Genomic DNA, 25,772 nt, shown 5'->3' with positions numbered 1-25,772 from the left:
ACACGTTCGTCCATAGGTTTCACTTCTCGCCAAGGCATGAGCACCTCCTGTCAGGTGCTCACTATTTAAGCAATGTGTTACCTATGTATTTGAATAGAACTGTTACCCATGTTCTTGAGTCGTACACCCGCTTTTGGCTCTGTCACTCATTTATGGCATGACACTAAAAAAATCAGGCACCGCGACGGCAAAAGCACTTCAAAAACACAGTGTGCCGCCGAGACGTTAAAGCCCTTCTTCCAGGAGCTGCGGCGCAAAGTACGTCATGATGAGGTCAGCACCCGCGCGACGCATAGAGCCAAGGGTCTCACGCACCACGGCGGACTCGTCAATTACGCCCTGCTGTGCAGCGAATTTGATCATCGCGTACTCCCCGCTCACTTGGTAGGCCACTAGCGGCAGCAGGCTATTACGCCGGATGTCGGCCATCACATCAAGATAAGCCAACGCCGGTTTGACCATCAGAAAATCAGCCCCCTCTGCTTCGTCTGCCAGCGACTCGCGGAGCGCTTCTCGGCGATTCATTGGATCCATTTGGTAGGTTTTACGATCCCCCTTGAGTTCGGTACCCGCGGCTTCGCGGAACGGGCCATAAAGCGCCGAAGCAAACTTGGTGGAATAGGCCATGATGGGGATGTCGGTAAAACCAGCCTCATCGAGCGCAGCACGGATAGCCAACACTTGACCATCCTGCGCCGCCGACGGGGCAATGATATCGGCGCCGGCCTTTGCAGCCTGAACTGCCTGAATACCCAGACTCTTGATCGTGCGATCGTTATCGACGGTCTCGCCCTTTAAAATACCGCAGTGACCATGGGAGGTGTACTCACAGAAACAGATATCGGGAATAACGACCATGTCCGGTACGGCTGATTTGATGATACGCACCATACGCGCCACCATCCCGTCCTCGCGCAAGGCATCACTGCCGGTTTCGTCCTTGTGATGGGAAATACCGAACGGCATGATGCTTTTTAACCCCAGTGCCGCCAGGCGCTTGGCCTCTTCTCCCAGCTTGCTCTCCGGAATACGATATTGACCTGGCATACCCTCAATAGGGGTGTACTCGTCCGTATCCTCCTCGACAAAGATGGGATAGACCAGATGCTCCGCCCTCAGCGAATTTTCACGCACCAAGGTGCGAAGGGCGTCGCTTGAGCGCAAGCGACGAAGGCGGGCCTGTGGAAACTGTGCCGACATGAGAGCTCCTGATTAACATGAGAAATACCGGCACAGTATAACGCCGAGTGGGAACGAGATGAGCCCCAGTCACCCTACGCGACCTTATGCCGCTATGAACGGTTTCAACACATCAGCAAGAGATCATACTCACTACCAGACTACCGGGTGTGCGCTGGCGATCATCCCACGCCAGCGAGCGCTAAGGTCTGCATTCCGGTGGCAGATACTGCGGCTTGACTGTGGATTCCTTGCAGCTCCAGGAGATACCGGCTTCCGTCGCAGAGGCCACATAGATGATCGCACCTTCCACCCCAACCGCCTGACTTGGTTGCACGTACACAACCTCTGGCCTAACTATCACTGATTCCACCAACGGCGTTTCAATATCGGCGTATAGCTCAATATCAGCAAGCGCTGACGGCCACTGCCGATTTTCATTCACATACAGCTCTACGCCTTGCATCACGACACGGGCAGCATTATGTGACTCAGCCAGCTTGGCGCGGACTGTGTATTCATGGTAAGCGGGAAGAGCAATAGCCGCTAAGATGCCAATCATGGATATCAAGAAAAACAAACTGAACACCATCAGCACGGCGATCAGCCCACCGCTGACGCGCTCGTTCGGTCCGGCAGGCATCCCCTCATTGTATTTCTCATCCCATTTTTTCGAATCACAGACGAGAAAATAGATAAACTCCACAAACGCAACCAGCCCCGGTAACCAGAGCCAGAAAAACAACAAATAAAACAAGCCCCACCACTGCCCCAGATAGAAACGGTGGGCACCGAAAGCGCCTAGAAAAAACGCAAAAAAAGCCGCGACAAACTTGTTCTTGTATCGAGAAGATCGTCTTTGCAATCCGCAATTCGGACACACAGCGGCACTACTATGAATATCTTTTTTACAAGCGCTGCAGGAAACCATACCACCTTGAAGCACATCAGCTCCGTGACCATCCATGCTCATACCTCTTCCTTTATTTATAATTTTAATTGCGCCATCAACCGGCAGAGCGCCAAGGCAATCCCGTGGAAAAATACCGCGTTCCTGCCTGAGCGCTAATACCGCCTAATCATTCAAGGTGCCCACAGGTTCAAAAAGGTCTCACTCAAACCTATTGCACACGATGTGTCCTAGCATTCAGATACAGGTGCTACCGCCGTCAACTGGCAAGGCGATACCCGTGGTGAAGGCCGCGCCGTCAGAACAGAGATACAAAACCGCGGCGGCGATTTCCTCGGCTTTGCCGATACGACCTACCGGGTGCATAGCGGCAGCAAATTCGGCTTTGCGTGGCTCAATCGCGGCGGCGCGGCGAAACATTTCGGTGTCGATTACCGCGGGGCAGACGGCATTGACGCGAATGCCTTGCTTGCCATATTCCACTGCAGCAGAACGTGTGAGGCCAAGCACGGCGTGCTTGCTGGCAGCGTAGATGCTCATTTTGGGCGCGGCGCCCAGTGCGGCGACTGAGGCGGTATTGACGATAGCTCCCCCGCCGCTTTTCAGCATCAAGGGTATTTCAAAGCGCATGCATTGCCAGACGCCTTTAACGTTGACGTCCATGATGCGGTCGAACACGGCCTCGTCGCCGTCGGCCAATTTGCCGCGCTCGATCTCGATACCCGCGTTATTGAAAGCGCAGTCAAGGCGGCCGTAGTCAGCTTCAATCTGGTTAACAAGGGATTGGACCTGTTCGGCGTCAGCGACATTGCAGGGGATAAACACGGCATCCCCACCGCTGGCAGTAATGCTCTGCACCACGATCTCGCCGTTTTCAACGTCGACATCAGAGGCAATAACCCGCGCGCCTGCGGCGGCGAAGGCCTCTGCGGTCGCCATGCCAATGCCCGCTGCGGCTCCTGTTACCAGTACTACCTTGCCGGAAAACTCACTGCTCATTGTTATTATCTCCTGACTACCGTGATGGGCCGCCTAAGCAGCCCAAGGATAGCCAGATAATAACAATGCTTTTGGTCAGGATTCGACTGAATCAGCGGCTTTGTTCAGGCAACATGCTGCTTGCTGATATTCATCCACGCTGTTTGGCAAACAAAAGTGAGCACCAAAGCAGTCAGAATGGCGTTAACGCGTTTCCAGGTCTGCCAGGTATTCAACAATCTCGGCATGATTGCCGGAGAACACCACCCTCGCCTGCTTGGCTTCAGCCTGATAGGCGTACATGGGGTCGTAGTAATTTTCCAGCAGGCCTTTTATCCACTCCCGGTGCAGGGTTACATCGCCGCTGCGTTGTTGCTCTGCCAGCGCCTCCCTCATCAGTGCATCGAGCTGCTGATGCTGCTCCCCACCCAGGCGCTTGCGAATGCGTAGCAGGCTCTCCGTGAGGTAGTCGGCAAAAGCGCTGAAGGCGTGCTCAGGCTCGGCGTTTACCTGTGCATATTCCGTCTGCATGCACGTAACGTAGTCGGCTAAAATGCGGCTAATACGGTTCTCCTGACTGTCTTCCAGCCATACCAGCGGAGCCTCCTGCATGGCGTTATAGACTTCCAGCGGGACGGTGCAGCTGCCTACCATACGGCCTTCATCTTCCAGCACCAACCGTTGCGCGCCCGCAGCGCGCACCTTGAGCGCTTCGATTGACAAGCGATTTTCAAAGTCGATCTGCGTAGGCTGCGGCGTGGCGTGGCGTCCAAAGCTGGAGCCGCGGTGATGAGCGTGGCCTTCCAGGTCCAGGCTGTTATTCAGCGCGGCAATGACTTCGGTCTTACCCGTGCCGGTCAAACCCGCAACCAGAACCGGCGGTACTTCCTCGACCGCCTGATCCAACGTGTCTATCAGGAAGCGACGCATGGCTTTGTAGCCGCCGACAACTCGCGGATATTGCACGCCAGCATCAGCTAGCCATTGCTGCATAATCTGCGAGCGCAGGCCACCGCGAAAGCAATACAGATAGCCTTGCGGATTGGCCTTGACCTGTTCAATCCAGGCCTCAACTCGCGCGGCCTTGGTATCACCGCCAACCAGTTTATGGCCCAGCGCGATCGCCGCCTCCTGGCCGCTATGCTTGTAGGTCGTCCCCACCTGTTGACGCTCAGTGTCATTCATCAGCGGCAGATTACGTGAGGCTGGAAACGCGCCCTTGGCAAACTCCACCGGCGCGCGCACATCCATCAGTGGTACATCCGATAAAAACAACTGGCGAAAATCGGCGGTGTTATCGCGCATCAAATGACCTCAACCCAAGGACCGCCATCTGATTCTATGCACTCTCCGATGGCCTCGAGCGCCAGGCCTTCTTCCTGCGCCAGCAACAGAAACTCGGTGACTGCTTCCGGTGCCACGGCCACCAGCAACCCGCCACTGGTTTGCGGGTCGCACAGCAGGTGCTGCTGGCCTTCGGGTAGCGGCGCTATCTTGTGGCCGTAGCTGTCAAAGTTGCGCAGCGTGCCGCCGGGGATGCAGCCCTGTTCAAGGTAGTAATCCACGCTGGCAATGCGTGGGATGCGATCGGCGTGGATACGTGCTTTCACCTTGGAGCCTTCGGCTACTTCAGCCAGATGCCCCAACAAGCCGAAGCCCGTGACGTCGGTCATGGCTTGCACGCCCGGCAAGGTAGCAAAGCGCTGGCCGACCTTGTTCAGCGTGCACATCAGATCCCGCGCGACGCCCACGTCTTCCGGACGCAGTTTTTTCTGTTTCTCCGCGGTGGTAAGAATGCCGATACCCAGGGGCTTAGTAAGAAACAGCTGCGCGCCAACGCGTGCCTGATCATTACGCTTGAGATGCTGCCGCATCACGCTGCCGGTAACGGCGAGGCCAAAAATCGGCTCCGGCGCATCAATCGAGTGGCCACCGGCCAGGGGCATACCCGCATCAGTGCAAACCTGACGTGCACCAGCCAAAACTTCGCCCGCAACCGAGGCAGGCAACAGGTTGACCGGCCAACCCAAAATGGCAATCGCCATCAGGGGCGTACCGCCCATGGCGTAGATGTCACTGATAGCGTTAGTGGCGGCGATACGCCCGAAGTCGTAGGGATCATCAACGATGGGCATAAAGAAGTCGGTGGTACTGACGATCCCCTGCTGGGCATCCAAACCAAAAACAGCCGCATCATCGCGGCTGTCGTTACCGACCCAAAGCCGCTCAAAGCTTGGGCCAGGCTGACCGACCGATAGCATTTCATCCAGCACCTTGGGGGCTATTTTGCAGCCGCAACCGGCACCATGGCTGTATTCGGTCAATCGCACTGTCTGGGTCATGCAGGCTCTCCGGCAGAATCATATAGCTGGCGATTCTACCAGCCGATAGCCCTTGCGCCTATGACTCAGCGCCCGCGACGCTCGAACTGATCCAGTGTATCGCTGGCAACCATACGGCCCAGTTCAATCAACTCTGGCGCGCGGTAGAACTCAAAAAACCGGCACAAACGCTTGGGCACGTTGATCAATACATCCGGTGGATAGCCGGCAATCTTGTATTGGGTCAGAGATGACTGCATGGCCTCAAACGACAGGTTGACCAGCTCGAGCATGCTGGCTGGCCCCGGTGTGGCATCTACTTCGACTGGCGCCAGCTGATCCTCTTCCCTTGAATGCGGGGCTTCTGCAGGCTCGTGCTCTGCGGTCAGCAAGGCGATAGCATCGCCCTCCTCCTCTTCTTCGCCTCTTCGTCCCAGCCAGTTAGGCTTAAGTGCCGTCATCCATTGATCCCATTGCTGCCGAATAGGTGCCGGGCGCTCAACAACGGGCATGCTGTAGCCGTCATTTTCACTGGAATTCAGGTTGACGGCCATGATCAGGTCGCAATGTGAAGACACCACGGGCACGATCGGCAAGGGGTTCAGCAGACCACCATCAACCAGCACACGACTCCCCTGACGTACCGGCGAGAACAGACTGGGAATGGCCGCAGAGGCGCGCATGGCCTGATGCAGGCAGCCCTGCTGGAACCAGACTTCCTGCTGATTGGTGAGATCCGTCGCCACAGCGGTAAAGGGGATATTCAGCTGCTCGATATTGATCTCACCGACGATCTCGCGGATACGACCAAACACCCGTTCGCCACGAATGGCGCCGAGGTTGCCAAAACCGATATCCAGCAGCCGGATAACATCCAGGTAATCCAGCCCGGAAACCCAGTCGCGATACTCCTTCAGGTAGCCAGCCGCATGAATACCACCCACCACGGCGCCCATAGAGCAACCAGCGATACAGGAAATTTCATAACCACGCCGTTCGATCTCCTCGATCACGCCAATGTGCGCATAACCACGTGCACCGCCGCTGCCCAGCACCAATGCTACTCGCTGCCCCATAAGATGTTGGCTCCCCCGCAATTTGGTTAATCCCGATTGACGTTCATGGTCACTCTGCGCATGATGCCGTGATGATTTCCTGCGGCACAAGGCACCCCGTGATCAAGCGTCTTTCCATACCTATAAAAATACTCTTCTCTATTGCTCTGCTCTTGGCACTCATCGCGCTGGCGGCCATTTGGATACTGCAGAGCGCTCAGGCGCAACGCAATGGCGAATTGCAACTGGGCAATCTGCAACAACCGGTTTCAGTCTACTACGACGCCTGGGGCGTTCCGCATATAGATGCACAAAGCGAAGAGGATGCCTACCGCGCACTGGGTTACGTACATGCGCAGGACCGGCTATTTCAGATGGACATGTTACGCCGCGTCGGTGGTGGCCGGTTGTCTGAGCTCTTTGGTGCTGAATCCTTTGCCACTGACCGCTTCTTCCGTACCCTGGGCATCAATCGATTAGCCCGTGCTTACGCCAAGCGGCTGGACGCCGAGCCCGACAGCCCACACGTCAAACTCCTGCACGCCTACCAAGACGGTATAAACCAATATATCGATCAAGGCGGCCGACCGCTTGAATACCGCCTGCTGATGGCCAGTCCCGACTATTTCACCACCGAGGATATCGCCCAGATCATGGGCTACATGGCCTACTCCTTCGCCGAAGCTTTCAAGACCGATGTACTGGTAGATCATATTCGCGGCACCCTGAGCGAGCGTCACTATAAGGATCTGGTGCCCAGCTGGCCAGACCAGTTGCCGCCAGCACGCTCCTCCGGGCAACCTTATATAGAGCTGCTGCGACCACTGCTGGAGCAAATATCGGCTGTGGAGAAGGATTTCCCGGCAGGACAGTTCATTGGCAGCAATGCCTGGGCAGTAAAGGGTAGCCGCAGTGCCAGCGGGGCACCCTTGCTGGCCAACGATCCGCATATTGGTTTTTCGGTGCCGGCCGTATGGTACGAAGCCCATCTGCGCACTCCGGAGAATGAAGTCTACGGTCACTTTCTGGCCGGCATTCCCTTTCCCCTGCTGGGCCAGACACGGCATCACGCCTGGGGCCTGACCATGCTGATGAATGACGATCTCGACTTTTATCGCGAGCGGGTCAACCCCGACAATCCCGACCAGGTCTGGGCTACCGATCACTGGGAAGACTTCACCCAACATGAAGAGGTGATCAAGATTCGCGGCCAGGAAGACCGCCTGATCAAAACCCGTAGCACCCGCCACGGCCCCATTATCAACGACCTGCCCGGCAGCCTCGAGCGCCAGCCTGTCAGCCTGTTCTGGACCTTTCTTGATCCAGAGAATGACTCCGCCAAGGCATTCCATGGCTTTACCCAAGCGCAGTCCATGGCCGAGTTTGAAGCAGCAGCGGCGGCTCATAGCGCGCCCGGCTTGAATCTGCTGTACGCCGACACAGACGACAATATCGCCATGTGGGCCATTGGCAAACTCAAACGCTGGCCCACCAGCAGCAACGGCTTCACCTTGCTCAATGGCGGCTCTGGCCGTGATGAATTTCGTGGCTATCAGCCCTTTACCAGCAACCCGAAGATAGTGAACCCACGCTCGGGTTATCTGTTCAGCACAAATAATCCCTACCCAGAGACCAACGTACGCCGCAGTCTGCCCGGTTACTACGCACCCACCGAACGCGCGCAGCGCTTGCAGGCTCTGCTGGAGCAGGACGAAGCCTTTGACCTGTCGCAGTTCAAGGCAATGCAGCTGGACGATCAACGCCCCCAGGCACTCGCCATGGTGCAAGATGCCATGCCGTTGTTTGACTACAACCTGTTCAGTGCCGAGTTGCGTGCACCCGCTGCCAAAGCCGCCGAGCTATTGGCGCAATGGGATGGCCGTTATCAGCAGGACAGCGTAGGCGCCAGCCTGTTTCAGCGCTGGCGTGACGAGCTAAGCGCCGCACTCTTTGCCGACGAAATGGGTGAGCGTTTTGGTTTTTTCCGTGATACCTATCTGGCCAGCAAGACCCTGACGCAGCTGTATTGGAAGCCCACCTCACCCTGGTGGGACAACCGCCAAAACCCGAGCATGGATGGTCGTCAGGCGGCGATTACCCACGCCTGGATCAAAGCAGTAGAAGGTCTGGTCAAAGATCTGGGCGAACAGCCCGAACAATGGCAATGGTCCCGCCTGGCAAGCCTGCAGCCTGAACACGCGCTAGCAAGCCGCATTCCCTTTGGCCGCTACCTCAACCCTGATCCGGTTGCCGTCAACGGTGGTAACGAAACCCTGAACAACATGGCTTTCAATACCGGCGGCGCGCGTTATCAAGTGAAGTCCGGGCCATCCACCCGCCGCCTGATCGATCTGGCCGACGTTAACGCCACGCTGGGTATCAACCCGCTGGGCCAGTCGGGTAATCCGCTGGATGACCACGCCCTTGATCAGGCAGACATGTACAACGAGGGGCGCTATCGCACCCAGCTGTTCGACTGGCTTTCGATACAGGCGCTGCCCGACAAACTGCTCATTAGCCCAGCAAGTGCGCCAGAGCGCTGAGCCGTGTTGCTCAGCGAATACGCGTAATCTTTACGCCCTGCTCCGGCGTTGGCTCGCCAACGTTGAGACGTTGATCGCGGATACCGCCGACCTTCAGCGCCTCAACCAATGCTGGTGCATCAAGGCCATCGATGCTGACTCGCAATAGCGAATCGGTCCGCAGCATACGCACCAGGAGTCTCAACCACTCGGTCGTTGGCTCAGCGTCTGGCTTGCTCATATCCAACGCGGGCAACAATATCACCCCCTCGCGCTTGAGCACCTTGAGCAAGGTGATGGGCGTGGGATACAAGGCTTCAGTAACCGCTTCAGTCGGCGTGAACTGATCCATATGCAGGTAGCTGCGCTTGTTGCCACGGGTAATGGAGTACAACGAGATAAAACGCTGAGGCTCGCTGTCCAGGCGTAACGCCAGATAACGCTGATCGTCCTCGGGACCATACAGCTGCGCGTTATTGAACACCTGATTAGCCCACAGACTGCTACTGCCGCACTCCCGCCCCTCGCAGGTATACAGCAAGGTATGCGGTGCCTCGGTCAGTTGTCGCAACGCATCTCTGAAGGCTTCCTCAGGCTCATAACCATCATGTACCTGCCAGGTAGCGCGGAGCAGCTCGCCGGTAGCTCGCACCTCTCGCTCGGCCCGCAGCTGGTTGTTGATCCGGCGTACGCTGCCAATCATGACCTTATGCTCAGCATCAGGGATCAGCTTTTGCTCAACCGAGCTGGCATGACTAAACGGTTGAATGCTGAGGGACTGGTCAAACGCCTCGTCCGCGACCACCGCCGCACTTAACAGCAGGCAGGCGATGGATGATCCAAGCAGAGGGAAATGACGCACAGACATAGGATTCCTTGATGCAGCGGCTGATCAAACCACAGCATACTCGGTTTACGCAGCCACGGTCAGGGCGCGCTGCTATCCACCTTGGGTAAGGCGGCATAAAAATCATTGAGCAAGGCCGCTACATCGGGCGCTTGCGCCTCAAGATGCAAGTGATGACCACCATCCATTTTATGTAACTGGATGTGCTTGAAGCGCTCAATACGATCCAGCACCTGTGGATGTTTGTGCATGACACCCTGGTTGGCAAGCACCAGCATGGCTGGCGAGCTGATCGCTTCAATGAACGACTCGGCGTGCTTATTGGTAAAGCGCAGTGGTGACGGCAACATCAGTTGCGGGTCAGTGCGCCAGGTCCAGCCACCGTGATCCGGCATCAGGCCGCGCTCTACCAGACTGCTGGCGGCCTCGCGGGCAATGCTCGTAGTGCCGCCCAACACCCGCGCGGAAATGGCTTTTTCAACACTGTCATACACTGGCTTGCGTTTATTGCCGACGGCCAGGCTGGAGGTAAAAAACCGCGCCATTTGTCTTGGCGCATCATCGGGTTCGGAGGTAAAGGGCATTAGCCCGTCGATCATAGCCGCGCCAATGATACGTTCAGGCAAGCTGCCGGTAAGGATGCCACTGATAATTGCTCCCATCGAGTGACCGAGCAGAGCAAAGCGCTCCCAACCCAGGTCTTCTGCCACCTGTAATACCGTCGAGGCCTGCTGCCATAAGCTGTAACCCGCCATCGGCAGGTGATCCGAGAGGCCGTGCCCCGGAAGGTCCAGAGCCACCAGCTGCACGCCTTTTAGCGCGGGCGCAATATGATCGAAGGTCGCTGCGTTATCCAGCCAGCCATGCAAACCAATAACGGGGATGCCGCCGGGCTCACCCCAGACTTTACCGGCGACTTCAAGTGAGGGCAGAGAGAAACGTACTTCGCGGCTGGTCAATGTCATCTGTTATCCGTTCAGGTTCTAGGCATGATCTTGTTTGAGCCAATCTAAAGGCTACATGGGCTCGCGACAATCAAGCACACCAGCCGTGAATGCAGCGGCATAGATCAGGTCAACGAAAGGTTAGCGTATTGATTCGACAAGAGCAGGTAGGGAAAGGTGTTGAAGGGTTATGACCTGGCGTCACAACCCAAACAGTCAGGCGGCCTTGACCGGCACCACGGCCATGGTCAGGCGAGAGATACAGGTAAGCGCGCCCTCTTCGTTGCTTAAGCGAATATCCCAGACGTGGGTAGTACGGCCCAGATGAACCGGCTTGGCAATGGCCGTGACCCGGCCACTCTTGACGGCTTTCAAATGATTGGCGTTCACCTCAAGCCCCACACAGTAAAACCGACTGCTGTCGATACACAGGTAAGAGGCGATGCTGCCCAAGGACTCGGCCAGCACTACCGATGCACCCCCATGCAGGATACCGTAGGGCTGATGGGTTCGCTTATCAACCGGCATGCTGGCCGTTATCCAGTCGTCGCCATAGTCCTCGATCCTCACATCCAACAGGGTATTGATATCCTCTTTGGGTGCGTTCAATGCGGCCAAATCGACTTTGCCAAACCAGATTTCACTCATGCTGTTTCCTTATCGTCTTGCTGCCAGACCACTGTATTGCCGGAAACCAGCCAGTGCTGCAGCTGGCCCTGATAAGTTGCTTCTACCACGTTGCGTTTCAGCTTGTGATTGGCGGTTCTAAAACCTTCCTCAGCCGTCCACTCTTCACTCACTACAACCAGACATGCCAGCCGATCACTGCGCTGCAGTGTCGCATTCATCCCCTGCAGCAGCGTATCAAGCTGACGGTTAAGGAGTTCATGTGAGTCTGCAGTAGCGCGCAGCCTGATCAACGCCAGCGGCTGTGGCAGGTCATGCCCCACTACACAGGCATCCGCAATAAGCGGATGATCGAGCAGTAAGGTTTCGATCGGAACAGGCGTCACGTAACGGCCCTTGGAGGTTTTAAATATATCCTTTGTGCGCCCCGTCAGCCGCAGAAAACCGTCTTGATCAATCTCGCCAAGATCGCCGGTGTGCAGAAAGCCTTCATCATCAACTACCTCTGCCGTGCGCTGCGGATCCTTGTAGTAACCCAACATCAACGCCCGACTGCGCACCAGCACTTCACCTTCGGCGGATAAACGGCACTCCACGCCGGGGTTAGGCAGGCCGATATAACCCGACTTGATCTTCTTCGGGCGCCCCAGGTGCGAGTAACCGCAGTTCTCAGTCATCCCGTATGCCTCTACTATCTGCATGCCACGTTCGGCAAACCAGGCGACCAGACCCGCGTTGATGCGCGCTGCACCACAAACAGCATAACGCACCTGATCAAGCCCCAAATCAGCCAGCGTGCGGCGCGACTTGCCAGCCGACAGCACCGGCAGCCTCATTTGCAGACGAGACCAGACAGAGGCGTTGCGCTGCTGCGCATAATTCTTGATATGTTCCCAGATACGCGGAGCGGCAAAAAATACCGTAGGTCTGGCCCGTCGCACATCATCAAAGAAGGTCGCCACACTGTTGACGAAATAGACCTGCTGACCTGAGAGTAGGGACGCGATTTCGATGAATTGTCGCTCAGCCACATGACTCATGGGGAGATAAGACAGCAAGCGGTCCTCGGCACTGATATTGAATAGCCGCAAACCGTTGTTGGCCGACAGATACATACTGCCAAAACTAAGCATGACGCCCTTGGGCATGCCCGTGGTGCCTGAGGTGTAAACGATGGTGGCGAGTTGATCCTCGGTCGGCGTGGCGATCGCTTCGAGCGCAGCGTTCCTATCCTGCAACAACTGCCAGGGGGTAATGTTGTCGTCATCCGGCGCCAGCGGCAACCCAATCCAGGGCATATCCAGGGGCACGCCGCCACGTATGTTCTGCCAGTCGTCCAGCTTGCCAATAAATACCGCGCAGGTATCTGAATGCTCTAGCACCTGTCGCGTACTATCAGCAGTCTGGGTGGGATACAGTGGAACCGATACATGCCCGGCCATCCAGATAGCCAGGTCAGCGATTATCCAGTGGGCGCAGTTCTTGGACAGCAGGCCAATTTGGCTACCAGGTGCAAACGACAGCGACTTCAAATGACTCGCCATGCGCCGTGCCTGATCGCCAACCTCGCGCCAGCTCAACTCAACAACCTCACCATTAGGCATAGGTTGAATCAAATAGATTCTGTCCGCCTGCAGACTTTCCTGGCGCAGAAATGCTTCCAGTGCCGTTGCAGGCGCTTTAGTTAAGGCGCTCATTAATGTGCCCTCGTGACTCTAACTAATTATTATTGTTGGAATGACATCACGTGCTGAGAAGTTATCACCCTTTCGAATGAACACTATCCCATGCAAACACCTCACCACAAGGTCCTAACACACAGGCTAAGGCACAGCCCACCAGATGAGAATAGAGTTATATCAGCGCGACAAATCGGCGGGTACGCTGAGCTGCACCAGATTGCCCAGCCCGGCCGCGACAAAGTCCATATCAATACAGGCCAGTGCAGCCGTCGGCATGGGATAATGCTCAGCGCGGTGCCCATGCACCAGCAGACTGACCAACTGACTTACCAGAGGTTGATGCGATACCAGTAACAGCTCACTCTCTGTGCGCTCGGATAAAAAATCGATGACCTCACCGGGCTGATCATCGGGCGTTAACCAAGGAGCAGTTCCCACATCCTGGGCGAAGCCAAGTTCCTCACGCATCAGCGCAGCGGTCTGCTGCGCCCGCACATAGGGACTGGCAAGAATCGCGCCCAAGGGCTGCCCCTTGAGCAAAGTACTCATAGCCCGCACCTCAGCTTCGCCTGCGCCAGTTAACGGGCGCTGAGCATCACTGGCGGCCTGCGCAGCAGCCTGCCCATGACGCAAAACCCAGAGCCTCATGGCGTTGGCTCACGGGGCTCCGCCGTTATCTCCGGCTCGCTCGGGGCGGGCTTTATGATGGGTTCAGGCGCTGACTGTGGCTTTGGCCACTCCATAAAAGGCCAGGGCTTCTGTTCGCTTGCCATGGTGACGTAACGGCCGATCTGGCAAGCGTACAGGGAGGCGCTTTCGCCCCATGCTTTGGCATCATCATTGGCATTGCCAGTAAATAGGCGCGCGATGATCTGAATAATCACCAGCAGCGCCAGCAGTATCTCAACACCTTGCCAAACCAGCATGAATAAAAACGTATAAAGCAAACGCAACCAGAAATCGGCCGAACAAAGAGACTCTTTAAACGCGTGCATAACTTATGACTCCTTGTTAGGTGTGGTGCTCATAACGGCCGCAAACTCAACATCGTGCTTCTGTTCTGCCGACATCAACTTGCTGATCACCTGCCCCAGCGGCAGCTTGTCAAAAACGATGGCATACAGCCCATCAACCAGCGGCATGTAAACGCCCTCTTCGTCCGCTTTCTGCTTCAGGGTTTTTAGCGTGTTAACACCCTCTGCCACCTGGCCAAGCCGAGCGACACCTTCTTCCAGCGTTTCGCCTTTGCCCAGTGCATGCCCAACCCGAAAATTGCGCGACTGCGGCGACATACAGGTCACAATCAGATCGCCGACGCCTGCAAGCCCGAGAAAGGTCATCGGGTTGGCGCCCATGTGCACAGCAAAACGGGTCATTTCAGCCAACGCCCGCGTAATCAGCATACTCTTGGTGTTCTCGCCCATACCCAGCGCTACCGCCATGCCGGAGATAATCGCGTAGACATTTTTCAGCGCGCCACCGAGTTCAACGCCATAGCGATCCTGGCTGGCGTAGACCCGAAGATTTTGGCTGCCCAAGGCGTCCTGTACCGAAATACAAAGGTCTTGGTCTTCACTGGCAATGACGGTTGCAGTCAATTCGCCGGCGGCCATTTCCTTGGCCAAATTAGGACCTGAGAGCACGGCAACGCGAGCCTGCGGCGCTTCCTGCTCAACGATCTGGCTCATCATCAGGAAACCGGGCTGTTCGATCCCCTTAGTGGTGCTGACCACTTTCTTGCCAGCGAGCTTGGGACCAATCTCCTGCAGCACACTGCGAAAAGCGCCGCTGGGAATAGCCAGAAAGACCAAGTCAGCAGCCGCAATGGTCGCCTCAATGTCGGTTGATACCTGTAACCGAGGATCCAGCTTGAAACCCGGCAGGTAGCGCGGATTTTCCTGCTCGTCGCGAATATGGTCGGCAACTTCCCGGTCACGTAACCAGAGTGTTACCTGCTGCCCTTCACAGGCCATCAAATTGGCCAACGTCGTGCCGAAACTGCCTCCACCGAGTACGCAGACAGCCGCTTTGGAATCGGTCATTCAACATCCTTTAATCAGATTTTCCGGGGCCAGTATAAGCCTGCCTGACAATAACAGCGATTCAGCAGTGGAAAAACCTGTTACGACGGTTAAGATGAGGCACCGAAGAAGAACTCACAAAGCCTCTTTATATGTCCACCTACCGCGTCACACTTCTGGCAGGAATTACACTACTGGGCCTGCCAGCAAGCCTGCAGGCTTCAACGGATCCGCTGCTTGATGATCTCGAATTGCCCAAAGTCCTCAGCGCAACCCGCCTCAAGCAAGCCCCTGCGGAGGTGCCTGGCAGTATGACGGTGCTCGACCGCCAGTTGATTCGCGCCACTGGCGCCAGAGACATTCCGGAGATTCTGCGGTTAGTACCGGGCATGATGATTGGTTACCGTCGCGGCAATCAGATAAACGTCAATTATCACGGCACCAACGTTACCGAAGCGCGGCGCCTGCAGGTACTAATTGATGGGCGCTCGGTCTACCGTCCAGGCTTTGCCACAGTAGACTGGGCTGAAATACCGGTTGCGGTTGAAGATATCGATCGTATCGAAGTCTTTCGCGGGCCAAACACCGCCGCTTACGGTGCCAACGCCCTGATGGGGGTGATCAACATCATCACCCGCCACCCGCGTGACACGCTGGGCACCACATTCAAGCTCACCAAAGGCACGCGCGGAGTTAATGACTGGTTAGCGCGCGAGGGCTTTAGCACCGAAAACAGCCAAACCCGCCTGACGCTGTCCGGCATGGCAGATGAAGGCTTCGACTTCTACGAAGAACCCGGCCAGGAATATCGAGATGGCAAGCGCCTAACGCGCGTCAACCTGAGCAGCGCTTTCCAGGTGGATGCATCCAACACGATTGAATGGCAGCTGGCTGCCAGCGAAACCAGTCGCCAAAGTTACTACGATTACAGCCCTTTCCTGGGCGCCGCCAAGCAACCCTTGGGACAATTTGATCAATTGATCGACGAATGGCAACCCGACTCTGATATTCGTGGCCACGATTACGTTGTGCAGGGCCTCTGGAAAACCGACCTATCGGCAAACCATAGCGTACAGATTCTCGCCTACGGTCAGCATATGGAGCGTTTGAGCGACTTCCGCGCCTGTGACAGCCCACTGGTCTTCTCACCGACGCTACGCGAGCTTTCTGCTCTGAGTCCGCTCGCCGCGAGGCGGGTCAGCCGCTATATGAGTCACGACGTAGCGGGCGGTCTACGCAACTACATGAACGACTTCATGTACGGTCAGTATTACGACTATCTTGGCGATCTGGGCGAGAGGATACTGCAGGAGCGCCAACAATATGTGGACAGTGAACCCGCCTGTTTCGACATTGATCAACACATACGCGAGAGCCGCTATCACCTTGAGGTTCAGGATACCTTCCGTCTAAACGAGCAACTGCGCTTTGTCAGCGGCGCCAGCTATCGTCAGGACAGGGTCAAATCCGAGACTTTCTTCGGTGGCACTGTCGACAACGCCATTATTCAGGCTTTTGGTAACGCTGAGTACCGTCCACATGATCGCTGGCTATTTCAATTCGGCGGCATGTACGAAGACTCCCAACTGGTGGGTGATGCGTTTTCGCCGCGAGTAGCAATGCACTACTTCATCACCCCACTGCACAGCCTCAGGTTCGTCTATTCAGAAGCCGTACGCACACCTGACATGTACGAAAACAACATCAACTGGACCTATAACCTGAAGAACATCAGTGGGCCAGTAAGCGGACCACAAAGCTATTACGCCACCGCCGTTGGCCCTGGGGACCTTGATACCGAGACCATGCGCTCACGTGAGATTGGCTATAACGGAACCAACCACCGTTATGGCGTGTCCGTAGATCTGCGCGTGTTTCAGGAGCGTATTACGGGCATGAACAGTGAGCCGCTAAAGCTGACTGACTTTTACCCCAATAACGACTCATCTGCCGAGTTTGAAGGCGCTGAAGCTCAGATCGACTGGCGTGCCACCTATGCCGACCGCTTTCGGCTGACGTACGCCTACGTTGACTTCGAAGCCAGCAGCAAGCTCGACCAACGTCTCACAGCCCGTAATTCCGGTAGCGCCGCATGGATTCGCTCATGGCCCGCAGGTATTGAAAGCAGCTTGATCTATTACGGCGCGGACCAACTTAACGAGCGCCGCTTTGAACGTGTGGATACTCGGCTGGAAAAAGAGTTCGCGCTCGGGCAGCGTAGCCACCTGAACCTGGCCCTGGTACTGCAGCATCGCCTGGACGACGAGCCGCTGACATGGGACGAAAACAGGTACGAAAGCCAGAACCACTACTACCTGAGTGCTGAACTACACTTTTGAGCAAGCCGGGGCGGCCCAGCACCCGGCAAGGCGCGAAAGCAAAACCGACAAGGAACGTCACTATGATTAATGATTACCAGCTGCGGCTTATGCTGAAATGAGATTTGGCGCTAGAGCCTTTTGCCTGCTGTTACTGCTGTTACTGGTGTTATGTTCAGCCAGCGCATCTGCTCGTGCCATTCTTGTTGCCGCTCCTGCGGCCGATAGCCCACTGATTAATGAATTTGTAGCCGAACTGCGGACAAAGCTGCCACAGGACCAGGTAACGGTTTCAGTCACCCCGGCAACCGATGCAACCAGCGCGGACATCATCATTACACTCGGCAAAGATATGCTGAACTGGCGCTTACAGTCAGGCTTGCAAACGCCTAGCATCGCCGCCTATCTGAACCGACATGCCCTCCCCTCGCAGCCACTGCCAGCCTATCTGACCACCCTGCTCGCCAACCCCAAGCCAATCCGCCAACTGCGCCTGGCAAAAATCCTGGTACCAAGGTTACGAGTCGCCGGTTTTCTTTATAGCGAAGAACAAAGCAGCGCCCATGCCGAATGGACCTATCCAGCAGAGCAAAGCGACTTGCGGCTATACAGCGTCATAGTTAAGCGCCCATCCAACCTGACCAGAGACCTGCTGCAAGTGTTAGATACAGCCGATGTACTCATCGGCCTCGACGACCCCGGCATCTACAATGCCGACAACCTCAAAACCATACTGCTCACCAGCTATTCGCGCAGCAAGGTGCTCATAGGGCCAAGTGCGCCTTTCATTGAAGCCGGCAGCCTTAGCACAACGTACAGCACACCGGGAGACATGGCCCACAGCGTTGCCTTACTACTGCAACAGGATCAGCTGCCGGGCGAGGTTACCTACCCCGCTTATTTTTCGGTATTGAGCAACGCACAAGTGGCCCGCTCTCTGGGCTTGCCAGAACCTGATGACGAAACGCTCCGTCACTTGCTGACTGAGCTGGAGCAATCACCATGAGTTTTCTGCAGCACGGCACTATTTTCAGCCGGTTGATACTCATTGCTACCCTGCCGGTGATGTTGATGGCTGGGGTAGGTTTCACGGTATTTACCAGCGCGCGGCTGGACGACGTCAACCGCGAATTACAGTTAACCGGACAACTGATTGCCGACCAGCTTGCACCCGCCGCCGAGTACGGCGTAATTAGTGGCAACCTGCGCACGCTGGAGAGTCTGGTGCAAGGCACACTCAACATGCCGCACGTACGCTACGTCGAGGTGTATGACAGCACCGGCCAGCCGCTACTGATGCTCAGCAAGCAGAACGCCAAAAGCAACGCCAGTAGTGGCCTGCAGGTCTTTGTCGCCGACATTATGCGTCAGCGTATCACCTTGCAAAACGATCTATTTCTGCTCGACGTACCGATCAGCGAACCTCAGGACGAACTCAGCTACCTCGGTCAGGTACATGTTGGTCTGAGCAACGCAGCCTTCGTTGAACGCCAGCATGCCATTCTGCTGAAAACGGCCGGCCTGGCCACACTCGTATTGATCGCCACACTGTTTCTGGCCATCCGCCTCGCGCGCGCACTAGCCAACCCAATGGCACGTATGGGACTGGCCGTCCACAAACTGCAGGAAGGGCAACTCAGCACCCGGCTGGAGGTCACCGATGAGCATGAGGTCGGACAACTGATGCGCAATATCAACAGCCTGGCCGAAACCCTGGAACGCTCCAGGACGCAACAACAGCAGGCAATGCAGCAGCTGGTCAGCGCACGTGAAGAGGCTGAGGGGGCCAACCGTGCCAAGTCGGAATTTCTCGCCATGATGAGTCATGAGCTACGCACACCAATGAACGGCGTGCTAGGGATGCTGCAGCTACTGGAGACTACCGACCTGAGCAGCGAGCAAAGCGAATACGTCAATATCGCCGGCGAGTCGACCGACCACCTGCTCAAGGTGATCAACGATATCCTCGACTTCTCCCGCATCGAGCGTGGCGTACTCGAACTGGAAAAAATTCCGTTCAACCTGCCGCAACTGATCAGCTCTTCGGTAAATGTGTTTGAGCACACGGCGAGGCAAAAGGGCTTGGAGCTCATAACCCGGGTGCAAGGCGACACTCAATGGACTGAAGTACAGGGCGACCCTACCCGCATTAGGCAGATTCTGGTTAACCTGATTGGCAATGCATTGAAGTTTACCGAACAAGGCAATGTCACTGTTGCAGCCAGCTGGAACCTGTACGACAGCAACCGGCTCTGGCTGGAGTGTGAGGTAACAGACACCGGCATTGGCATCGCCCCGGAACGCCTCGAAAGCATGTTTGATGCCTTTCAGCAGGCCGACTCCAGCACCTCACGGCGCTTCGGTGGAACCGGGCTGGGGCTGTCCATAGCACGTACCTTTGTAGAGAAAATGGGCGGTGAGCTGAGCGCTCTGAGTACGGAAGGTAAAGGCTCGCACTTTAGCTTCAATATTCCTTTGGAGCTCAGCCATCAAGGAGAACAAAGCTGCGAGCAAAATCAGACCAGTGATCATGATCGCCCCGACAAACCGGTCCTGTTGGTGGAAGATAATCCAGTCAATCAAATGGTGATCGAAGGCATGTTGCACGGCTTCGAGATCCAGGTTGATATCGCCAGCTCAGGTGAACAGGCACTCCAGTTACTTGCCAGCCAACCTGATCGCTACTCCATGATTCTGATGGATATCCACCTGCCGGATACCAATGGACTTGAAGTCTGTCGCCGGTACCACGGGCAATGCAAAAACGAAGGGCGCTTTCCCATACCCTGTATTGCACTTACCGCCAGCGCCTTTGAATTGGACCGGCGACACTGCGAAGAAGCCGGCATGCAGGATTTTCTGAGCAAGCCGGTGAGCCGACAAGCGCTATTTGAGGCAGTCAGCCACTGGTCTCAAACAGCAGATCATTGATCGCGTTGATCCTGCACCATTCTGCTCTGCGCCTAGACCAGCCAGCGCTGGATTCGAATAGCGAATATCGCGACACTAGGGCTCATTTTTTTCGACCCTGAGCGTCAGGTTCTGCTATCAGGCAGCACGTGTACCGCAAGGCGTCGTGCCCCGATCCAGTCATACGAGCGCACAACAATGTCAACAATCACTCTCGAATCACCCTACAGCACACTACCTGAACTGATCGCCACTCATGCTCTTGAGCGCGCTGAACACCCTGCACTGATAGAGGGTACAAGACGCCTCAGTTACGGCGAGCTAAACGCAGAGGCCGATCGCGTAGCTGCCGCACTGCAACGTGATGGTGTGTTACCGGGCGAGGCGATTGCGGTTTGTGCAGCCAATTCGATCAACTACGCGGTCCTTTTTGTCGGCGCGCTGAGGGCCGGTGTGGTAGTCGCACCACTGGCACCATCCTCTACTCCAGAAAGCCTGCTCGGCATGCTAGCTGACTCCGCAGCCAAGCTGTTCTTTGTCGACGCGGATGTGCGTGATGCCATCGGCGGTGTACGCGAGCGCATCCAGCCCGCGCTTTATAGTCTGGATAACAGTGTCGGTGAGCACGGTTATAGCCAGTGGCTAGCCGACGCCAAACCAACAGCAGTCGAACTCGCACCGGAGCTGGTTTTCAACATCATCTACTCGTCCGGTACCACCGGTGAGCCAAAAGGTATTGTGCAATCACATGGCATGCGTTGGTCGCATATCCAACGTGCCCTGGTCTTCGACTATGGCCCTGACGCGCGCACCCTGATTTCTACCCCGCTCTACTCCAACACAACACTGGTCTCTTTTCTGCCCACGTTGGGGTTAGGTGGCACCGTTGTACTCATGGCCAAATTTGATGCCGCACGCTACCTGAGCCTCGCACAGGAGCACAAGATCACCCATACCATGCTGGTGCCAGTGCAGTATCAACGTCTGATGGCGCGTGACGACTTTGACCAGTACGACCTGTCCAGCTTCATCATGAAGTTCAGTACCAGCGCTCCCTTCCATGCGGCGCTCAAGGCAGACATCCTGGACCGCTGGCCCGGTGGCCTGGTTGAGTTTTACGGTATGACCGAAGGTGGCGGCACCTGTATTTTGCCTGCCCACCTGCACCCGACCAAACTCGGCACCGTGGGTATGCCCTCAGAGGGGCATGACATGCGCGTGATTGACGAGGACGGCAACGAGCTGCCGCATGGCGAGATCGGCGAAGTAGTTGGCAACTCGCCGGCGATGATGACCGGCTATTTAAACAAGCCGGAAAAAACCAGCGAAGCCGAATGGTATGACAGTACTGGCAAGCGCTTCATCCGCACTGGCGATGTTGGCCGCTTCGATGAGGAAGGCTTCCTGACGCTGATGGACCGCAAGAAAGACATGGTCATTAGCGGCGGCTTCAACATCTACCCAAGTGACCTGGAAGCAGAACTGCGCCAGCATCCAGAACTGCTGGATGTGACCGTGATTGGCGTAGCGTCCACCAGCTGGGGCGAAACCCCGGTCGGCTATGTGGTACCCAAGCCTAATGCTGACGTCAGCGCTGAGAGCGTCCTTGAATGGTTCAATGCCCGCGTCGGTAAAACCCAACGTTTGAACCGTGTCATTATTACTGATGAGCTGCCGCGCAGCGCCATCGGCAAGGTGCTCAAGCGCGAGCTACGCGACATTTTTCAGGCCGAGTTTGGCGTACTGAAATAATCCGCATCGCTAGTAAAAACCTGCCATTTTGCAAAACCACAAGATGCCCGAGGAGAGAGAACCTTTTCCTCGGACGTCATCGCGGGTATCCTCAACGCCTCTTTGCACAGGTTAAGAGCGACAGTTGTGACTTTATCGTCAGGCATACAGTCTGACTTTACGCTGGCCCGATAGCGCCAGGAAACATCTGAAAACGCTGCAACATGAGAACAGAAGAACAAGAGTCTTGATCAGCACTGACTTTATTTCGTAAGAATAGAGCAATAGCTTAATACAGGATCTAGCAATGTTGGCTTCTCACAGCGCGCTTTTTCAGATGTTGCCTGAATATCAGGTCAAGCCGAATTTATAGCGCCCCGTAACAGGGGAAGAGCAGGAGCCTCTATGACACAACAGAATGCGTACTCCCGGGAAGAGCTGCTCAAATGCAGCCGTGGTGAAATGTTCGGCCCCGGTAACGCGCAACTCCCCGCCCCCAATATGCTGATGATGGATCGTATCGTTCATATCAGCCAAACCGGCGGAAAGTATGGCAAAGGCGAAATCGTCGCCGAACTGGATATCAATCCTGATCTCTGGTTTTTTGCCTGTCATTTTGAAGGTGACCCCGTCATGCCAGGCTGCTTGGGTCTGGATGCAATGTGGCAACTGGTTGGTTTCTATCTGGGCTGGCTGGGCTATGAAGGCCGCGGCCGCGCGCTGGGCTCAGGTGAAGTCAAATTCACTGGCCAGGTTCTGCCTACCGCCAAGAAAGTCACTTACACTATCAATATCAAGCGCACCATCAATCGTGCCCTGACCCTCGGCATTGCCGATGGCACCATGGCCGTTGATGGACGTGAGATCTACAGCGCTGAAGGTTTGCGCGTAGGTCTGTTTACATCTACCGACAGTTTCTGAGGATTATCACTATGCGTCGCGTCGTGATTACCGGCATGGGTATTATTTCCTGCCTTGGCCAGGACCTAGAAAGCGTGGCTGCCAGCCTGAAAGCCGGCAAGCCAGGCATTCGTTTCAACCCTTCATACGCAGAAATGGGCTTGCGCAGCCACGTTTCCGGTTCGGTCGAAATCGATCTGGATGCGGCCATTGACCGTAAGGTCAAGCGCTTCATGGGTGATGCAGCGGCTTATGCCTACCTGTCCATGCAGCAGGCCATTGCCGATGCAAGCCTGGGCGAAGAGCTCGTCAGCAACGTACGTACCGGCCTGGTTGCCGGCAGCGGCGGCGCTTCCACACTGAACCAGATGGAAGCGGTTGATATCCTGCGCGAAAAAGGCGTGAAGAAGATTGGGCCGTATCGTGTGCCGCGTACCATGGGTAGCACTGTATCCGCCTGTCTCGCGACCCCTTTCAAGATCAAGGGCGTGAACTACTCCATCTCCTCCGCATGCGCCACCAGCGCGCATTGTATTGGACATGCAGCAGAACTGATCCAGCTCGGCAAGCAGGACATCGTCTTTGCCGGCGGCGGCGAAGAAGAGCATTGGTCACAGACCATGCTGTTTGATGCCATGGGTGCGCTCTCTACGCAGTATAACGACACGCCGGAAAAAGCCTCACGCGCTTACGACAGCAAACGCGATGGTTTCGTCATTGCAGGCGGCGGTGGCATGGTTGTAGTTGAAGAGCTGGAGCACGCGTTGGCGCGCGGCGCCAAGATCTACGCAGAAGTGGTCGGTTACGGCGCGACTTCAGACGGCTACGACATGGTCGCACCTAGCGGCGAAGGCGCAATACGCTGCATGCAGCAAGCACTGGCTACCGTTGATGGTGCCATCGAGTATCTGAATACTCACGGCACCTCTACCCCGGTAGGCGACGTTGCAGAGCTGAAAGCCATCCGTGAAGTCTTTGGTGATAACGCGCCAAAGATCAGTTCGACCAAGAGCCTGTCTGGTCACTCACTCGGTGCTGCCGGTGTGCAGGAAGCAATTTATTGCCTGCTGATGATGCGTGACAACTTCCTCGCTGCATCTGCCAACATCGAAGAGCTGGACGAGAATGCCGGCAACCTGCCGATCCTGCGTGAACGTCTGGATAAGGCCGTCGACCTGGTCATGTCCAACAGCTTTGGTTTTGGTGGCACCAACGCCACGCTGATCATGAAGCGCTGGCAAGCAGCCTGATAGAGGCTGGCACTAATAAAAACGCCGCATTTATGCGGCGTTTTTTTATACCCGAATATCGATATTTTTACCCTGTCGACATTCCTTAACGCGAGGCCCAGTTAGGCTGCGGTGCCCGTGCAGAAGCGCGCCTGGCCAGAAACGCCATAGTCACGGTAACCACGCCGCAGCCAGCCATGACCAGCGCCATAGGCACACTACTACCATCATGCAATACACCAACCAACGCTGACGTCAGTCCGGCAATGGCAAACTGCATGGTTCCCATCAATGCTGACGCCACGCCAGCCTGATGGCCATGACCCGCCAGCGCACACGCGGAGGCGTTAGGAATGACCAGGGATATCACCGCTACGCTGCAGAACAGCGGCGGCAAAAATAGCCAGATATTGGGCGAGTGCAAGAGCGCAACCACCAGCAAAGTCACTGTTGCAGCGCAATACACGCCGGTCGTCCCCTTCAGCAAGCTCAAGGGCGTGTTATGTCGCAACAACCGGCTGTTGAGCTGCGCAAATAGAATAAAACCAGCAGCGTTAGCACCAAAAAGCCAAGCGTAGTGATCTACGCTCAGCCCATACATTTCAATAAAGATATAGGGCGAGCCTGCGATATAGGCAAACATACCCGCCATGGCCACCCCGCCGGTAAGCGAATGAAACATAAACACCGGCTCACGCAATAATCCGAGGTAGCGCCCCAGCGCACTACCAAGCCGTGCAGGCGGCGTATCTTCCGGCAGCGTCTCTGGCAGAAAGAAGTACACCGCAAGGGCAAACAGCGCCGAAAAGAGCGTCAGGAACCAGAAAATACTAGGCCAGCCCGCGACCTTCAACATGGCTCCACCCGCCAATGGTGCGAGAATGGGGGCAACCCCCATAATCAACATAAGCTGCGAGAATGCCTTGGCCGCATCAATAGGCGCGCACAAGTCGCGTACCACAGCCCGCGTGACCACCATACCCGCACAACCGCCCAAGGCCTGAGCAAAACGAGCCGCAAGCAGCCACTCGAGCGTTGGCGCCATGGCGCAGGCAAATGACGCCACGCAAAACAGCGCCACACCAAACAACAGAGGTAGGCGTCGGCCAAAGCGATCTGCCAACGGGCCATACACCAGCTGGCCACTCGCCAAGCCCAGAAAATAGACCGAAAGGCTCCACTGGACCTGCTCGGCATCCGCGTTCAGCGCTTCACCTATCGCCGGAAAAGCCGGCAGATACATGTCGATAGCCAAAGGACCAAAAGCGCTCAACGCACCGAGTATCAGCAGGATATAAAAAGGCATTCAGGTATCCGTAAAAGCGGTCGCGCAGAAGAAGTATGCAAAGGTCTGTGCAACAGAACTTATTCGCAGCGCTAAAAGCAAAAGAAAGGGACGACATCAGCTTAGATATCGATCGCGTATGATGCCAGAAAAGCAGTGAAAGCGAATGGAACAGATTGTTGCCTGGGGGGTGTACTGAATTTTGTGTAACCAGTAGGGTTGATTACAGGGGCATCATGCGGTCGTCGAACTGAATCGTAAAGCGATTTAGTGCTGCTTTCCAATCCCGGATCGGCATGGTCCACTTCTTACT

General features: G+C 56.0%; 21 protein-coding genes. 7 read left to right on the top strand and 14 right to left on the bottom strand.

Annotated features, from left to right (window positions below; translation table 11 throughout):
• Positions 1-225: 225 nt before the first annotated feature.
• The 6 genes from hemB to H4J77_RS16525 form a co-directional block, all read right to left on the bottom strand.
• The gene (gene hemB / locus H4J77_RS16550) at positions 226-1,200 is read right to left on the bottom strand and encodes a porphobilinogen synthase (RefSeq protein WP_182249520.1); all 975 of its coding nucleotides are present in this window, start codon (positions 1,198-1,200) and stop codon (positions 226-228) included.
• Positions 1,201-1,381: 181 nt separating this feature from the next.
• Complete coding sequence (locus tag H4J77_RS16545; RefSeq protein ID WP_182249518.1) at positions 1,382-2,152, bottom strand: NINE protein; 771 nt, start codon at positions 2,150-2,152, stop codon at positions 1,382-1,384.
• A 174-nt stretch (positions 2,153-2,326) separates the two neighbouring features.
• A complete protein-coding gene (locus tag H4J77_RS16540) occupies positions 2,327-3,088 on the bottom strand; it encodes an SDR family oxidoreductase (protein ID WP_182249516.1) in 762 nt (253 codons plus the stop codon).
• 183 nt (positions 3,089-3,271) lie between these two features.
• On the bottom strand, positions 3,272-4,372 hold the full coding sequence (gene mnmH, locus H4J77_RS16535) for a tRNA 2-selenouridine(34) synthase MnmH (protein ID WP_182249514.1): 1,101 nt from the start codon (positions 4,370-4,372) through the stop codon (positions 3,272-3,274).
• Positions 4,372-5,409 carry a selenide, water dikinase SelD gene (gene selD, locus H4J77_RS16530; protein ID WP_123890972.1) on the bottom strand — a complete coding sequence of 346 codons (1,038 nt, stop codon included), beginning with the start codon at positions 5,407-5,409 and terminating at the stop codon, positions 4,372-4,374. Before selD ends, mnmH begins: the two co-directional genes overlap by 1 nt.
• 65 nt (positions 5,410-5,474) lie before the next feature.
• Positions 5,475-6,464 (bottom strand): patatin-like phospholipase family protein, encoded by a 990-nt coding sequence (locus tag H4J77_RS16525; RefSeq protein ID WP_123890973.1) that lies wholly within the window; start codon positions 6,462-6,464, stop codon positions 5,475-5,477.
• A gap of 98 nt (positions 6,465-6,562) precedes the next feature.
• Between H4J77_RS16525 and H4J77_RS16520 the strand changes: the two genes are divergently transcribed.
• The gene (locus tag H4J77_RS16520) at positions 6,563-8,986 is read left to right on the top strand and encodes a penicillin acylase family protein (RefSeq protein WP_182249512.1); all 2,424 of its coding nucleotides are present in this window, start codon (positions 6,563-6,565) and stop codon (positions 8,984-8,986) included.
• Between the two features lie 10 nt (positions 8,987-8,996).
• On the opposite strand, the gene H4J77_RS16515 is transcribed toward H4J77_RS16520, so the two are convergent.
• The 7 genes from H4J77_RS16515 to H4J77_RS16485 form a co-directional block, all read right to left on the bottom strand.
• Positions 8,997-9,833, bottom strand: coding sequence for a DUF4892 domain-containing protein (locus tag H4J77_RS16515; RefSeq protein WP_182249510.1), 837 nt, complete (start codon positions 9,831-9,833; stop codon positions 8,997-8,999).
• A gap of 59 nt (positions 9,834-9,892) precedes the next feature.
• On the bottom strand, positions 9,893-10,777 hold the full coding sequence (locus H4J77_RS16510; RefSeq protein WP_182249508.1) for an alpha/beta fold hydrolase: 885 nt from the start codon (positions 10,775-10,777) through the stop codon (positions 9,893-9,895).
• A 195-nt stretch (positions 10,778-10,972) separates the two neighbouring features.
• Entirely contained in the window at positions 10,973-11,404 is a 432-nt protein-coding gene (locus H4J77_RS16505; RefSeq protein WP_182249506.1) for a hotdog fold thioesterase, read from the bottom strand.
• The gene (locus tag H4J77_RS16500) at positions 11,401-13,080 is read right to left on the bottom strand and encodes an AMP-binding protein (RefSeq protein ID WP_182249504.1); all 1,680 of its coding nucleotides are present in this window, start codon (positions 13,078-13,080) and stop codon (positions 11,401-11,403) included. The genes H4J77_RS16505 and H4J77_RS16500 overlap by 4 nt, the downstream gene beginning before the upstream one ends.
• Positions 13,081-13,242: 162 nt before the next feature.
• Complete coding sequence (gene sixA, locus H4J77_RS16495) at positions 13,243-13,713, bottom strand: phosphohistidine phosphatase SixA (protein ID WP_182249502.1); 471 nt, start codon at positions 13,711-13,713, stop codon at positions 13,243-13,245.
• On the bottom strand, positions 13,710-14,060 hold the full coding sequence (locus H4J77_RS16490) for a DUF4389 domain-containing protein (RefSeq protein ID WP_182249500.1): 351 nt from the start codon (positions 14,058-14,060) through the stop codon (positions 13,710-13,712). Before H4J77_RS16490 ends, sixA begins: the two co-directional genes overlap by 4 nt.
• Before the next feature lie 3 nt (positions 14,061-14,063).
• A complete protein-coding gene (locus tag H4J77_RS16485) occupies positions 14,064-15,107 on the bottom strand; it encodes an NAD(P)H-dependent glycerol-3-phosphate dehydrogenase (RefSeq protein WP_182249498.1) in 1,044 nt (347 codons plus the stop codon).
• Positions 15,108-15,238: 131 nt separating this feature from the next.
• Here H4J77_RS16485 and H4J77_RS16480 point away from each other — a divergent pair, with 131 nt between their 5' ends.
• From H4J77_RS16480 to fabB, 6 genes are all read left to right on the top strand, one after another.
• The gene (locus H4J77_RS16480; protein ID WP_182249496.1) at positions 15,239-17,425 is read left to right on the top strand and encodes a TonB-dependent siderophore receptor; all 2,187 of its coding nucleotides are present in this window, start codon (positions 15,239-15,241) and stop codon (positions 17,423-17,425) included.
• Positions 17,426-17,522: 97 nt separating this feature from the next.
• Positions 17,523-18,410 carry a hypothetical protein gene (locus tag H4J77_RS16475; protein ID WP_182249494.1) on the top strand — a complete coding sequence of 296 codons (888 nt, stop codon included), beginning with the start codon at positions 17,523-17,525 and terminating at the stop codon, positions 18,408-18,410.
• Positions 18,407-20,335 (top strand): ATP-binding protein, encoded by a 1,929-nt coding sequence (locus H4J77_RS16470; protein WP_182249492.1) that lies wholly within the window; start codon positions 18,407-18,409, stop codon positions 20,333-20,335. The genes H4J77_RS16475 and H4J77_RS16470 overlap by 4 nt, the downstream gene beginning before the upstream one ends.
• A gap of 177 nt (positions 20,336-20,512) precedes the next feature.
• The gene (locus tag H4J77_RS16465; protein WP_123890985.1) at positions 20,513-22,066 is read left to right on the top strand and encodes a class I adenylate-forming enzyme family protein; all 1,554 of its coding nucleotides are present in this window, start codon (positions 20,513-20,515) and stop codon (positions 22,064-22,066) included.
• A 384-nt stretch (positions 22,067-22,450) separates the two neighbouring features.
• Positions 22,451-22,966 carry a 3-hydroxyacyl-[acyl-carrier-protein] dehydratase FabA gene (gene fabA, locus H4J77_RS16460; protein WP_123890986.1) on the top strand — a complete coding sequence of 172 codons (516 nt, stop codon included), beginning with the start codon at positions 22,451-22,453 and terminating at the stop codon, positions 22,964-22,966.
• Between the two features lie 11 nt (positions 22,967-22,977).
• Positions 22,978-24,195 carry a beta-ketoacyl-ACP synthase I gene (fabB, locus tag H4J77_RS16455; protein WP_123890987.1) on the top strand — a complete coding sequence of 406 codons (1,218 nt, stop codon included), beginning with the start codon at positions 22,978-22,980 and terminating at the stop codon, positions 24,193-24,195.
• Positions 24,196-24,280: 85 nt separating this feature from the next.
• Here the strand turns inward: fabB and H4J77_RS16450 are convergent, their stop codons facing one another.
• A complete protein-coding gene (locus H4J77_RS16450) occupies positions 24,281-25,480 on the bottom strand; it encodes a multidrug effflux MFS transporter (protein ID WP_123890988.1) in 1,200 nt (399 codons plus the stop codon).
• Between the last annotated feature and the right edge of the window lie 292 nt (positions 25,481-25,772).

The sequence above is a fragment of the Pseudomonas sp. 5Ae-yellow genome (genome assembly GCF_014077575.1).
Classification (GTDB): Bacteria; Pseudomonadota; Gammaproteobacteria; order Pseudomonadales; family Pseudomonadaceae; genus Halopseudomonas; species Halopseudomonas neustonica.
This window is presented reverse-complemented; position numbering and strand designations above follow the sequence as displayed.